This window comes from Mycobacterium sp. P2_H7 (assembly GCF_056403275.1).
The window spans coordinates 31,727-45,193 of the sequence record NZ_JBFUFU010000013.1 but is presented as its reverse complement, the minus strand read 5'-3'; the positions used below and the strand labels follow the sequence as shown (position 1 = coordinate 45,193).

Sequence of the window (13,467 nt, the reverse complement as noted above, 5' to 3'; positions counted from 1 at the left end):
GCATCAGTGCGGCCTTCGCTTTGCTGCGGTTGTGCCGGCACATCCGCATCGGGGGATCTGCAAGGGGGAGTGACACGACCGTGCGACGAATCGCCGCGCTACTGGCCGCACTGACACTGCTGGTGGGCACCGCCCCGCCGGCAGGCGCCATCGAGCCACCGACGATCGATCCGGCAGCCGTTCCACCAGACGAGACAGGGCCCGATCAACCGACCGAGCAACGGCGGGTGTGCTCGGCCCCGATCGCGTTCCCGAACGCGAACTTCACCGACAAGCCGTGGGCCAACGACTACCTGCGGATCGCGGACGCGCAGAAGTTCGCAACCGGGGCGGGCATAACTGTCGCCGTCATCGACACCGGGGTGAACGGCTCGCCCCGGGTGCCGGCCGAACCGGGCGGCGATTTCGTCGACAAGGCCGGCAACGGCATGTCCGACTGCGATTCGCACGGCACGTTGACGGCCTCGATCATCGCCGGACGGCCCGCACCCACCGACGGCTTCGTCGGCATCGCACCCGACGCCCGCATCCTGTCCCTGCGCCAGACCTCGGACAACTTCCAGCCGGTCGGGTCCCGCACCGACCCCAACGACCCGAACAGCACCCAGACCGCGGGCTCACTGCGCAGCCTCGCCCGGTCCATCGTGCATGCCGCCAATCTCGGTGCGCAGGTGATCAACATCAGCGAGGCGGCCTGCTACAAGGTGACCCGCCCGATCAACGAGTCGGGTGTGGGTGCGGCCATCAACTACGCCGTCAACATCAAGGGTGCGGTCATCGTGGTCGCCGCAGGCAACACCGGTCAGGACTGCACCCAGAACCCGCCGCCGGAGGCCGACCAACCCAATGATCCGCGCGGCTGGAAACAGGTCCAGACCATCGTGTCGCCTGCCTGGTATTCGCCGCTGGTCCTGTCCGTCGGCGGGATCGGGCAGACTGGACAACCCAGCAGCTTCTCGGTGGCCGGTCCGTGGCTGGACGCCGCGGCCCCTGCCGAGAACATCACCGCGCTCGGGTACGACGGAAACCCGGTCAACGCGCTGGCCGGCACCGACGGGCCCATCCCCATCGCGGGAACCTCGTTCGCGGCCGCCTACGTCTCCGGGTTGGCGGCGCTGTTGCGCCAGCGCTTCCCCGACCTCACCCCCGCACAGGTCATGAACCGGATCACGGCGACTGCCCGGCATCCCGGCGGCGGTGTGGACAACTACGTCGGAGCCGGTGTCATCGACCCGGTGGCCGCCCTCACCTGGGATGTGCCCGCCGGCCCCAAGGGGGTGCCCTACCGGGTCAAGCAGATCCCGCCACCGGTGTACATCGCGCCGCCGGACCGCAGGCCCATCACCATCGTCGTGCTGACCGGCACGGCGGTGGCCCTGATCCTCGGCATCGGCGCACTCGCCCGGCGAGCGTTGCGACGCCGATGAGAGAGTTCCTGGGCCAGTTCGGTTTCCGGTTCAGCACCGCGCACCTGTTGTGGGCGGCGGTGCTCATCCCCGCGTGCATCGTCGTATCGATCCCCCTGCAGCTGCTGTGGCTGGGGATCACTCTCGGCGTGCTGATCGCCATCGCGACCACCCTCACCATCCGGGGCCGACGGCTCACCGGGTGGGTCGCTGCGTTGTTCTCCTGGCGCCGGCGCCACACCGTCCCCCCACCTGCGCCGTCAGAACCCGATGTCGGTGCGACCGTGCTGCCCGGCGATCACGTCGCGGTGCGGTGGGAGGGTGACGAGCTGATCGCCACCATCGAACTCGTTCCCCGCGCCTTCACGCCGACGGTGCTGGTCTCCGGCGAGGCGTTCACCGACGACGTGGTGGACACCCGGCTCGTCGAACAACTCCTGGCCGCGCACTGCCCCGAACTGGAGGCCGACGTCGTCTCCGCCGGCTACCGGGTGGGTAAGACCGCACCGGCCAGCCTGGTCGCCCTGTACGAACAGGTGGTCGGACCGTACCCGGCGCCCGCGAACAGGCGCACCTGGATTGTGTTGCGCGCCAATCCCGAACGCACCCGCAGGCCCGCGCAGCGCCGCGAATCCGGTGTTGCCGGCCTGGCCCGCTATCTGGTCGCGTCGACCACGCGGATCGCGGATCAGCTGGCCGGAAACGGCATCGATGCGCGCTGCGGACGCAGTTTCGACGATTTCGACCGCGCCACCGAGATCAGCTTCGAGCGCGAATCCTGGTCATCGATCAAGGGCCGCAGCACCTTCACCGCCGCCTACGTCGCGCCCGGTGGCCCGAACGTGTGGTGGTCGGCCCGCGCCGACCACACCATCACCCGGGTGCGCATCCGCCCGGGAAGCGCACCCACCACCACGGTGTTACTGACCACACTGGCCAATCCCACCACCCCGCGCGGCTTTTCGTGCCTGTTCGGTGGCCAGCGCGCGGCGTTGCTCGGTGAGAGTCCGGTCTCCGATCGGCACTACGAACTGCCGATCGGTTCGGCCGGTGTACTGGTCGGCGAGACCGCCGACCGCTACCCGGTATACATGCCCTTCGATGACGTCGACGTCAGCATCAACCTCGGCGACGCCCGGCTGTTCACGCAGTTCGTCATCCGGTCCGCCGCGGCGGGCGGTGTGGTGACACTGGGACCGCAGTTCCGCGAGTTCGCCGGGTTCGTCAACGCCAGGATCGGCACCGAGGCCAAGGTGACGTGGCCGAACGCCACGACCTACCTCGGCCCGCACTCCGGTGTCGGCCGAGTGATGTTGCGCAGCAACTTCATCGGTACCCCGCGGCATGGCCAGTTGCCGATCCGGCTCATCAATCCGCGTGAGGAGAGCCGTTACCAGATGGCGCTGGAAGGCGCGTCGTGACCACCGAAGCCAAGGTGAACACCGCCGAACTCAAAGGTCTTGCCGGCGCCATGCGGGGAGTGTTCTGGTACCAGCCGGAAGCCCAGGCCATGCCCCCGGATCAGCTTCCGCTGGCGGTGTCGGCCGCTGCCAATCTCAATTCCAATGCCGAAGCGCTGCAACAGCATCAGAAGATCGCCGAGGCAGAGGGTCACCGCCTGGGCGAGATGCTCGATTCCGCGGCCACCGCCTACGACGAGGTGGACGAGAAGTACAAGACCACCCTCGACGATCCGCAGCGGCACTCGGCGGTCGAGGCGATCACGCTGCGGCCGCCGTCCACCCCGCTGCCGCCGCTTCCGGACGGCCCGTCCGCTCCCGAGTCACTCGACGGTGGCGGCTACAGCAATATCGAACAGACACAAGCACTTCTACTCAGCGGCAACGAGGCATCGCTGCGCTCGGCCGCCGTCGAATGGGGGCTGGCAGCGGACAGCGCCGACGGTGCCCGTCCGATGCGCGATGCGACCGACTGGGAGGGCGAGGCCGCCGACGCCGCCCACAAACGGCTCAACGACTACGGCGACTGGTGCACCGATCTGGGTGCGGCCTGGCGCCGGCTGGCCGAGGCGGCCACCCAGGTCGCCGACGCCCACGTGACGGCGCTGACCGAGCACACACCCCTGTTCCTTCGGTATGAGGCCGCCAAGGAGGCGATTGCCCGGTTGCTCGCCGAGGGCGGCCCCAAGGCCGAGGTGCAGGCGCAGGCTGTGCAGGCCGAGATGGTGAAACTGCAGCAGCAGTCCGACGAGGTGCGGCAGAACTACGCCGGCCACGCGACGTTCGATCAGGTGAAGGTCCGGGAACCGGGATTCGCCGGGCGCGGCGGGAGCGGTGGCAGCTCATCGGGTGGATCCGGCGGCGGAAGCGGTGGCGGTGGCGGCAATCCGGCCGCCGGCGGCGGGCAGTCGGCCGGCGCGGCGTCGCCACCCTCGGCGCCCGCCTCGTCCCAGGGTATGGAGCCGATGTCGGCCGGGCAGTCGCCGTCGGAGTCCTCGTCCGGCTCCGGTGGCAGTCCATCGGGTTCGGGCGGCAGCCCGTCCGGCAAGGGTGGCTCCCCCTCCGGTGGTGGCTCGCCGGCGGGCGGTGGCCTTCCCGGCGGCGGACTGCCCGATGGCGGCGTGCCCGACCTCGGCCTCGACGACCCGGGTGTCAGCCCCGCCTCCACGGGTGCCGGCGGCGGCGGCTCCGGTGCAGGCGCCGGAGGTGGTGGCGGTGCACCGGCCCTGCCGCTGCAGCCCAGTGTCGGCGCCGAGACCGTCGGGCCCGCGGCGGGGGCGCGAGGTGGGGGCGCCGGTGCGATCCCGGCCGCCGCCATGGGCGGTGGCGGAATGGGCGGCGGCATGGGTGGCGGCATGGGCGGGATGGGCCACGGCGCGGGCGGCGCCCAGCAGGGCAAGGAGAAGCGTCGCGACCCCAATCTGAGCCCCGACGAAGACCTCTACACCGAGGATCGGCCCTGGACCGAAGGCGTCATCGGGGCACGCCGGCGGCGCGACACCCCTGACAAGGACCAGAAGTGAGCTTCGAACCCACTGATGACATGCACCCGCAGGTGGCCGCGGTGCTGCGCCAGGCCGGCCGCCTGCAGGATCTGATGGACAGCCAGTTGCAGAAGATGGCCGGCGAATCCTTCACCGCCACAGACGAATCCCAGACCGTCGAGGTCACCCTCAACGGGCACCACCATCTGGTCGACGTCCACCTGTCCGACGGTGTGCTGCGACTGGGGTCCGACACGGTCTCCGATCGACTCAACGAGGCCCTGCACAACGCGACCGAGGTGGCCAGTGAATCCATTGCCGTGGACCAGGATCGACTGAACGAGGCCATCTCGGAGATCACGGGCGACCTCTCAGGGTCTTGAAACTGCTCCGGCAGAACTGCCACAGCAATATGTCGGGCATTCGCTCAGCGGCGGTGCCATGATACTGACGTGGGCGGCACTGGGAACGGTCGCGGTGCGGTGCCGGCAGCGGGACCGTGGTGTGGATCGTGCGGCAGCACGGAGCTGCCCGCGGGTTCTCGGTTCTGCAACAAGTGCGGCGCGGCTGTCACGTCGGCGTCGGCAACGGCCGAATACAAACAGGTGACGGTGCTGTTCGCCGATGTCGTCCATTCGATGGACATCGCCGCGGCCGTCGGCGCCGAACGGATGCGTCAGATCATGGCCGAATTGCTGGACCGCTGCACGGCCATGGTGCATCGCTACGACGGATCCCTGAGTCAGTTCACCGGAGACGGCATCATGGCGGTCTTCGGCGCGCCGATCGCGTTGGAGGATCACGCTGTTCGCGCCTGCCTGGCCGCGTTGGGCATTCAAGGGGAAGCGAAGCGGGTGGCAGCCGGGGCCCGCGATCGCGACGGGATCGACTTGCTGCTGCGGGTCGGGCTGAACTCGGGTCAGGTGATCGCCGGTGAGCTCGGTACCGGATCTTTCGGATACGCCGCGATCGGTGTGCAGGTGGGCATGGCTCAGCGGATGGAGTCGGTGGCCCCGCCGGGCGGGGTGATGCTCAGCGCGTCGACCGCGCGGTTGGTGGCCGGCTCGGCGGCCTTGGGTGAGTCCGAGCTGGTTCATATCAAGGGTGCCGAGGAGCCGGTGCGGGTCCACCGGCTGTTGGGCGTGGGCGAACCGCATCGGGCCGGGCGGGCCGAGTCGGATCTGGTCGGTCGGCGCCGGGAACTGTCCGCCGTCGACGGCCTGTTGGAACGTGCGGCCGATGGACACGGCGCGGTCGTCGGTGTGGTGGGACCACCCGGTATCGGCAAGAGCCGGTTGGTGCGTGAGGTGGCGGCGCTGGCGCGGCAACGGGGCGCACAGGTGTTCAGCACCTTCTGTGAATCGCACGCGGGCCAGGTGCAGTTCCACGCGGTCGCCCATTTGTTGCGTGCGGCCACCGAGGTCGGCGCCCTGGATCCGGCGGCCGCCCGGGATCGGGTGCGCGACCAGATGCGGGGCGCCGACCCAGAGGACCTGCTGCTCCTCGATGACTTACTGGGCATCGGCGATCCAGATGCGATTCCGCCGCAGATCGATCCGGATGCCCGCCGGCGGCGGTTGAGCGCCCTGGTGAGTACGGCGATGCTGGCCCGCGAGACGCTGGCCGTCTATGTCATCGAGGATGCCCATTGGATAGATGAGGTCAGCGAGTCGATGCTGGCCGATTTCGTCACCGTGATTCCGCAGACGCCCTCGCTGGTGCTGGTCACCTACCGCCCCGAGTATCGCGGCGCACTGGCCCAGGTGACCGACATCCGCACGGTAGGCCTTGTCCCGCTGAGTGATTCAGACACCGCGGCGCTGGTCGCACAACTGCTCGGCCCCGATCCGTCGGTTGCCGCGCTGGGTCACCGAATCGCCGGACGGGCTGCAGGAAATCCGTATTTCGCCGAGGAGTTGGTGCGCGACCTGGCCGAGCGCGGTGTGCTGCGCGGGGAGCCGGGCGCCTACCTGGCCGGGGCGGAGTTGGGTGAGGTGAGCGTGCCTGCAACGCTGCAGGCGACCATTGCCGCACGTATCGACCGGCTCGGTCCGTTGGCCAAGCGCACATTGAGCGCGGCAGCGGTCGTCGGCTCGCGATTCCGCCTCGACCTGTTCCCGTTGTTGGGTGTTGAGCCCGTCGTCGACGAGTTGCTGGCGGCCCAGCTCATCGACCTGTCCGTGGCACCGGAGTATGTGTTCCACCATCCGCTCATCCATTCCGTGGCGTACCAGGCGCAGCTGCGATCGGATCGCTCCGATCTGCACCGGCGGGTGGCCGCCGCGATCGAAGCCCGCGATCCCGAGTCGGTCGACGAGAACTCGGCGTCCATTGCCGAACATCTGGAGGCCGCCGGGGATTCGCATGCCGCCTACGGCTGGCACATGCGCGCCGCCATGTGGGCGACCAATCGCGATATCACCGCCGCCCTGCTGAGTTGGGAGCGGGCCCAGGCGATAGCCGACGCGTTGCCCGCCGCTGACCCGGGCCGGCCGGCCATGCGCATCGCCCCGCTCACCATGCTGTGCGGAACCGGCTGGCGGGTCAACGCCACCGGCGCCGTGGACCGTCTCCAGCTGTTGCGGGAGCTGTGCGCCGCCGCCGGCGACAAGGCGTCACTGAGCATCGCGACGGCAGGCATGGTGGTCAGTTATGCGCATCAAGACCGGGTGCGCGACGCTTCGCAACTGGCGTCGGAGGCGTGGACCCTCGCCGAGGCGGTCGACGACCCGACCTTGACCGTGGGACTGTCCTTCCCGCTCATCTTCGGCAAGATCGAGGGTGCCGAATGGGGTGACGTGTTGCGGTGGTCGCAGACCGTCATCGACCTCGCGGCCGGTGATTCGACGAAAGGAAATTTCCTCGTCGGGTCGCCGTTGGCGCTCGCTCATGCGTCGCGGGGGATGGCCCGCTATTCACTCGGTCATCTCGGATGGCGGGACGACCTGCGGCACGGCCTGCCTCTGGCCTACCGGTCTGACCCCGCCTCCTACGCCGGAGTGGCCGGCTACGTCTACTTGCTGGGCATCCCGTTCGGCGTGCTGACGCCCGATGATCATGCGCTACAAGAGATCGAACATGCGCTGCGGACTGCCGAACGATCCAGTGATGACGTCGTGGTCGGATTCATCAGGGCGACCTTGGGAATCGCGCTGATGCATCACCGGGGAGCAGCCGAGCGGGCGCGCGGGCGCCAGCTCGGGGTCGAGGTCGGCGAAGTGTTGCTGGAACAGCGACGCAACCTCTGCGATCTGCCGATCATCGACGTCTGTTTGGCCCGCGAAAGCGCACGAGCCGGAGACCGCGACGGCGCGATCACGCTGATGCACACCACCTGCGATCATCTGTTCCGGAGCGGACGACTGCTGCTGTGGGCCATCCCTGCGACAGGCGTTCTGGTGGAAACCCTGCTCGCCGGTGGCACAGCCGGCGACGTGACCGACGCCGAAGCGGCGATCGAACGCCTGGCGCAAGCGACCGCGGACGACAATCTGGCCATGCGCGAGATCTGGCTGGCGCGGTTACGGGCGCTGCTGGCCCAGGCGCACGGAGACGACGCCGGCTATCGCCGAAACCGGGATCGCCACCGGGACATGGCGAATGCACTTGGCTTCGAAGGGCATATGGCGTGGTCGGCCGACATGGCGTGACTAGACCACCAGCACGCCGGCCGATTCCACACTGACGCGCACCCGGTCCCCCACCTCGAAGCTGTGGCCGCCGCCGACCTGCGCCAGCAGCAGTGGCCCGTCACCGGCTTTCACCGAAACCCGTGACATCGCACCGAGAAACGACACCGACTGCACCGTCGCCGGGCCTGCGGGATCCGCGCTGAGCCGAACCGCTTCCGGTCGGACCAGCGCCGTCCCCGCGCCCGCGACCGACCCGGGCAGGGCTCGTATCGCCTTCTCCCACAACCGCACCCGGCCGTCGACGACCTGCACGGGGATCCTGTTGCTCAGCCCGACGAACTCGGCGACGAACGGCGTGGCGGGCGCCGTATAGAGGTCCGCGGGGGCGGCCAACTGTTCCAACCGGCCCGCGTTCATCACGCCCACCCGGTCGGCGACGGCCAGCGCTTCCTCCTGGTCATGGGTGACGAACAGGGTCGTGATGCCGACCTCTTGCTGAACCCGGCGAATCTCGTCGCGTAACTGGCTGCGCACCTTGGCATCCAGTGCGGACAGCGGCTCGTCGAGCAACAGCACCCTGGGTCGGATCGCGAGGGCCCGGGCCAGTGCCACCCGCTGCTGCTGACCACCGGACAGCTCGCCGCCGTAGCGGCCCGCCTGGGCCGACAAACCCACCAGATCGAGCATGTCCATCGCGCGAGTCTCTCTGTCCCTCTTGGCCACTGCGCGCATCTTCAGACCGAAGGCCACGTTGTCGCGCACCGTCAGATGCGGGAACAGGCTATAGGCCTGGAACACCATCCCGATATCGCGCTTGTTGGCGGGCACCCTGCTGATATCGCGGCCGTCCACCCAAACGCTGCCCGCGCTCGCCTCGTCGAGACCGGCCAGGATCCGCAGCGCGGTCGTCTTGCCGCAGCCCGACGGCCCCAGCAGCGCGACCAGCTCTCCGGGTTCCATCCGCAAGGTCAGACCGTCGAGTGCCTGCACGGGCCCGTAGCGGCGGTCCAGCTCACGCAACTCCACCGCAACACCGGCGGTCATCCTCGGCGCCCCCTTCTGGAGATCAGCGAAAGGCTCAGCAGCAGAGCAAAACCGAGGATCAGCGTTGCCAGGGAGGCCGCCACCGATGTCGGCCCGTCCGCTTTCCCGATCGCGACGATCTGCACCGGAAGCGTGTCGAACCCCGAGAGGGAGGCCACGGTGTACTCGCCGAGTACCACCGCGATGGAGATGAACGCCGCCGACAGGATTCCGGACCGGATGTTGGGCACGATGACGCGCAGCACCGTGGTGATCCAGCCGGCGCCCAGCGAGCGGGCCGCTTCCGCGAGCGTGTTCAGATCGATCGCCGACAAGGCCGCATCGAGTGCCCGGTAGGCGAACGGCAGCACCAGCACCACATAGACGAAGGTCAGGGTGAGCGCCGATTCGCCGAGCAGGTAGGTCACCCAGAGGTACACGTTGCGTAGGCCGACGACCACCACCAGCGCGGGAATCGTCAACGGCAGCAGGCACAGGAACTCGACGAGGCCGCGGGCCCATGGGGCGCGCAGCCGCACCCAGATCATCGTCGGCACCAGCAGCGCGAGCATGGCGGCGACCGTCAGCGCGGCAAGCAGCAGGGAGGTGAGGATCGCGCGAAAAAGTTCCTGGTCGGTGACGAGGCTGCGCCAGGCTTCCCAGGTGCGCCCACCGCCACTGAGGTCACGGGTGGCGAAATCGGCCATCGCATACAGCGGGATGAGAAAGAACGCCGCGAATAGCACCCACAGTGCCCCGCGCACCACCCTCGTCATGTCAGCCACTTCGCGGTGCGCCGCACCAGCGCGTTGTACGCCACCATCACCACGGCGACGACGACGATCATCTCCAGCGCCAGCGCGTACGCGAAGCCGGACTGGCCGAGCACCACCTCGCTGGTCAACGCCGCCCGGATCAGCAGCGGCACAATGGGACTGCCCTGGCTGACCAGCGCGGCCGCGGTCGCGTAGGCGGCAAAGGCGTTGGCGAACAACAACAGGACAGAGCCCAGGAAGGCCGGGGTGAGCAGCGGGACACCCACCTCGCGCCAGTACTGCCACGGGCTCGCGCCCAAACTGACGGCGGCTTCGCGCCATTGCACGCGCAACCCCTCCAGGGCCGGCAGGAACACGATGACCATCAGCGGGATCTGGAAGTAGCTGTACACCAGGATCAGGCCCGGTAATCCGTACAGCCAGCCCGAACCCGCCAGGTCCCAGCCGAACGCCTGCTGCGCCCACACCGTCAGCACGCCGTTCAGCCCGATCGTGGCCAGGAATGCGAAAGCCAATGCCACCCCGCCGAACTGGGCCAGCACACTGCACAGCGACAACACCGCCCTGCGCACCGGCGAGGTGGGCGGGCTCGCGACGATCAGCCACGCCAGCACCGCCCCGAACACCGCGCCGATCAGCGCGGTGCTGCCCGAGAGCACCAGGCTGCGGCCCAGCGCCGCCAGCGGCGCCTCGGTGAACAGTGCCGAGATCCGGGCCATCGAGAAACGCCCGTCCACGATGACCGCGTTCACCAGGACCGTCCCCGTCGGGACGACGAGGAACACCGACACCACCGCCAGGAACGGCAGCAGCGGCAACGCCTCCCGGATCCGGCGCACTGTCAGGCGAAGGATCAGCCGACCGCCTTGGCCCAGTTGGCTTTCAGATACTCGGTGGCCTTCTTGTTCTGGTCGATCGACACGAAGGTCGCCCCGCCGTCGACCGGCGGCAGCGTGCCGTACACGGCGCGGTCGATGCTGCCCTTGGTGACCATCGAGTCCGCACGCACCGGACGGGCACCGCCGACCAGGTACAGGTTCTGCCCTTGGTCGCTGTACAGGAACTCCTGCCACAGTCGGGCGGCCGCCGGGTGCGGCGCATCTTTGTTGATGGCCTGGAAGTAGTACCCGGCGACGGCGGCGTTGTGCGGAATGATCACCTTCCAGCCGTGCACCTTCTTGGACTGCGCGACATTCAGGTAGTCCCAGTCGATCACGACGGGCGTCTGGCCGGAGGCGATCGTGGCCGGCGTCGGGTCCACCGGCAGAAAGTTGCCCGCCTCCTTCAGCTTGCCGAAGAACTCGACGCCGGGGGCGATGTCGTCGGGCGACCCGCCCTGGGACACCGAGGCCATCATCACGCCGGAGAACGCGGAACCGGCCTGGGTCGGATCGCCGTTGAGCGCCACCTTGCCCTTCAGTTCCGGTTTGAGCAGATCGTCGACGCCGGCGACGATGCCCACCCGGGTGGAGTCGAAGCCGATCGACATGTAGCCGCCGTAGTCGTTGACCCAGAGCCCATTCGGGTCCTTGAAGGCATCGGAGATCTCGGCGAAGTGCTCCACCTTGTACGGCGCGAACACCTCCGTGTTGGCCAACGCCACCGACTGGCCCAGGTCGAACACGTCGGGCGCGGTGCTGCGGCCCTTCTGCTGCTGGGCGGCGTTGATCTCCTCCTGGCTGTTGGCGCCGGACTGGGCGGAGTTCACCTTGATGCCGTACTTGGCCGTGAACGCTTCGATGATCGCGCCGTAGTTGGCCCAGTCCGGCGGCAGGGCGATGACGTTGAGTTCGCCCTCCTTCTTGGCCGCCTCGACCAGGCCGTCCATCCCGCCGAAGTCGGCGGCCGAGGTCGCGGCGCTCGCCTTGTTGCCGCTCTGCTCGTCCTTCTTCTCCGGCGGCGCGCAGGACGCGACGAGCGCGACGGTCAGAAACGCGGTCGCCGTCATCGCGAGAAGCCCTGATTTCCTCATGCGCGAACCCTCCGTGGGACAAGCTTCCGGACAGTGACGTGACGGTGACGACTTCTGCGTCCCACGATGAACCTGCGATGAACGCAGACCGACCCTACCGGCGCTTTCGCGTCCGTGACGCCCCTTCGGCCAAGGCCGGAGTTCGGATCCCGCGCAGTCGGCCCGGCGTGCCGAGATCGCCAGAATCGGAGTTTGCGCAGGTCGGCGCATACCATCTGGGGTGTGGCGGAACGCGAGGCCCCGGAGGGAGCGGCACCCCGGGTGGACGAGGCCGCCGATCTGGCCGGTGCCGACGGCGCGAACGAGGCCGAACACCCCGGCTGGGTGGGCCATAACTCCAGCGTGTGGGACGACCCGCGCCTGTACGAACCGGTGGCCGCGCCCACCGACCCCCCGACCGGACCGTTCGATGCGTTCAACACGGGGACGTGGACGTTCAAGCCGCCGCCGGCGCCCTGGTACCGCACCCAGCGAGCGACGCTGGCGATCTTGGCCGTCGGTGGCGCGGCCGTCGCCATCGTGGTGTCCGTCGTGCTGCTGGTCTTCTCCGACTCCGGCGACGACGCTCCGGTGGACCAGAGCACCACCACGCCGAGCACCACCCCGACGACCACCCCGTCCTCGGAGCTGCCGCCGCCTCCCCCGCCACCACCACCTCCGCCACCGCCTCCGCCACCGCCCGCGCCGGAACCCGAACGGTCCGGGCCGGCACCGCGTCAGCGCAGCGAACCGCCCTCCAAACCGCGGATCAACGTGACCCGGTCGCCGATGAGCGTGGCGCCGCAACCGCGAACCGGACGATGACCGATCCCGCCGAGCTGTTCGCTGCGGCACCTGTCGCGACGCTGGCGACGACGGCCGACGGGTTCCCGCATCTGGTACCGGTGGTCTTCGCCGTCCACGATGACGTCCTGTACACCGCCGTGGACGCGAAGCGTAAATCGACCCATCGGCTGCGGCGGCTGGCCAATATCGCGGCCAACCCCCGGGTGAGCCTGCTGGTCGACCACTACGCCGAGGACTGGAGCCAACTGTGGTGGGTCCGCGCGGACGGCACCGCCGAGATCCACCCGCACGGCGATCAGATGGCGATCGGTTATGCGTTGTTGCGCGCCAAATATCACCAGTACGAGCGGATCGCGCTGGACGGTCCGGTGGTGACGGTCAGTGTGGACCGATGGGCGTCCTGGCACGCTTGAACGCGCGATCCTGCCATCTGTCGATCAATTTCTGCCGCCGGAATTAAACGTTCGGCTCCCCGGTTGAAGCAGTCAGATCGGGGCCGGACCAACGGTACCGGTTCAGGGGGACGTTACGCACCGCGGCCACTCCTCGCGGCGCGGAACGTCAAGACGCAGAAGAGGAAACAGCACATGAAGAAGTTCAATATCGCTGCCGCCATCGCGGGCGGATTGGCCACCACTGTCATCGATTTGGCGGCGCCTGCACTTGCCGCTCCGTCCGGTCCGGGCTCTGCCCAGGACACCATCAGCAAGCTTCAGGCCCAGGGTTACAAGGTCATCGTCAACCGGGTGGGCGCCACTCCACTCGAGCAGGCGACGGTGGTCTCGGTACGCCCGGGGCAGACCTACGCCGGCGTGGACTCCACGGGTGACAATTACACGCCCACCGTCGCCGAGAAGACGGTCTACGTAGACGTCAAGTAGCTCGACTCGGAACATGAAGTGGGGCACCCCGATCGGGGGTGCCCCNC

The 13,467-nt window shown here is 68.7% G+C and carries 12 protein-coding genes; 8 read left to right on the top strand and 4 right to left on the bottom strand.

Annotated elements, in window-relative coordinates:
- The first annotated feature begins 80 nt into the window (after positions 1–80).
- The 5 genes from mycP to AC1DY7_RS20720 all read left to right on the top strand — a co-directional run bounded on the left by mycP (position 81) and on the right by AC1DY7_RS20720 (position 8,000).
- A complete protein-coding gene (gene mycP, locus AC1DY7_RS20740; RefSeq protein WP_477495600.1) occupies positions 81–1,427 on the top strand; it encodes a type VII secretion-associated serine protease mycosin in 1,347 nt (448 codons plus the stop codon).
- Positions 1,424–2,827, top strand: coding sequence for a type VII secretion protein EccE (eccE, locus tag AC1DY7_RS20735; RefSeq protein ID WP_477495599.1), 1,404 nt, complete (start codon positions 1,424–1,426; stop codon positions 2,825–2,827). The genes mycP and eccE overlap by 4 nt, the downstream gene beginning before the upstream one ends.
- Positions 2,824–4,389 carry a PPE domain-containing protein gene (locus tag AC1DY7_RS20730; protein ID WP_477495598.1) on the top strand — a complete coding sequence of 522 codons (1,566 nt, stop codon included), beginning with the start codon at positions 2,824–2,826 and terminating at the stop codon, positions 4,387–4,389. The genes eccE and AC1DY7_RS20730 overlap by 4 nt, the downstream gene beginning before the upstream one ends.
- A gap of 20 nt (positions 4,390–4,409) precedes the next feature.
- A complete protein-coding gene (locus AC1DY7_RS20725; RefSeq protein WP_477495725.1) occupies positions 4,410–4,733 on the top strand; it encodes a YbaB/EbfC family nucleoid-associated protein in 324 nt (107 codons plus the stop codon).
- A gap of 69 nt (positions 4,734–4,802) precedes the next feature.
- Positions 4,803–8,000: an AAA family ATPase gene (locus tag AC1DY7_RS20720; RefSeq protein WP_477495597.1), complete on the top strand. Its 3,198-nt coding sequence runs from the start codon at positions 4,803–4,805 to the stop codon at positions 7,998–8,000.
- On the opposite strand, the gene AC1DY7_RS20715 is transcribed toward AC1DY7_RS20720, so the two are convergent.
- From AC1DY7_RS20715 to AC1DY7_RS20700, 4 genes are read right to left on the bottom strand one after another with little or no spacing between them, the layout of a single operon-like run.
- The gene (locus AC1DY7_RS20715; RefSeq protein ID WP_477495596.1) at positions 8,001–9,026 is read right to left on the bottom strand and encodes an ABC transporter ATP-binding protein; all 1,026 of its coding nucleotides are present in this window, start codon (positions 9,024–9,026) and stop codon (positions 8,001–8,003) included. It abuts the gene before it with no gap.
- The gene (locus AC1DY7_RS20710; protein WP_477495595.1) at positions 9,023–9,781 is read right to left on the bottom strand and encodes an ABC transporter permease; all 759 of its coding nucleotides are present in this window, start codon (positions 9,779–9,781) and stop codon (positions 9,023–9,025) included. The genes AC1DY7_RS20715 and AC1DY7_RS20710 overlap by 4 nt, the downstream gene beginning before the upstream one ends.
- Positions 9,778–10,620, bottom strand: a complete 843-nt coding sequence (locus AC1DY7_RS20705) for an ABC transporter permease (protein WP_477495594.1) — start codon at positions 10,618–10,620, stop codon at positions 9,778–9,780. Before AC1DY7_RS20705 ends, AC1DY7_RS20710 begins: the two co-directional genes overlap by 4 nt.
- A gap of 14 nt (positions 10,621–10,634) precedes the next feature.
- Positions 10,635–11,753, bottom strand: a complete 1,119-nt coding sequence (locus AC1DY7_RS20700) for an ABC transporter substrate-binding protein (RefSeq protein WP_477495593.1) — start codon at positions 11,751–11,753, stop codon at positions 10,635–10,637.
- A gap of 222 nt (positions 11,754–11,975) precedes the next feature.
- Between AC1DY7_RS20700 and AC1DY7_RS20695 the strand changes: the two genes are divergently transcribed.
- The 3 genes from AC1DY7_RS20695 to AC1DY7_RS20685 all read left to right on the top strand — a co-directional run bounded on the left by AC1DY7_RS20695 (position 11,976) and on the right by AC1DY7_RS20685 (position 13,420).
- Positions 11,976–12,557 (top strand): hypothetical protein, encoded by a 582-nt coding sequence (locus AC1DY7_RS20695; protein WP_477495592.1) that lies wholly within the window; start codon positions 11,976–11,978, stop codon positions 12,555–12,557.
- Positions 12,554–12,952, top strand: a complete 399-nt coding sequence (locus tag AC1DY7_RS20690) for a TIGR03668 family PPOX class F420-dependent oxidoreductase (RefSeq protein WP_477495591.1) — start codon at positions 12,554–12,556, stop codon at positions 12,950–12,952. The genes AC1DY7_RS20695 and AC1DY7_RS20690 overlap by 4 nt, the downstream gene beginning before the upstream one ends.
- 174 nt (positions 12,953–13,126) lie before the next feature.
- Complete coding sequence (locus AC1DY7_RS20685) at positions 13,127–13,420, top strand: hypothetical protein (RefSeq protein WP_477495590.1); 294 nt, start codon at positions 13,127–13,129, stop codon at positions 13,418–13,420.
- Positions 13,421–13,467 lie beyond the last annotated feature (47 nt).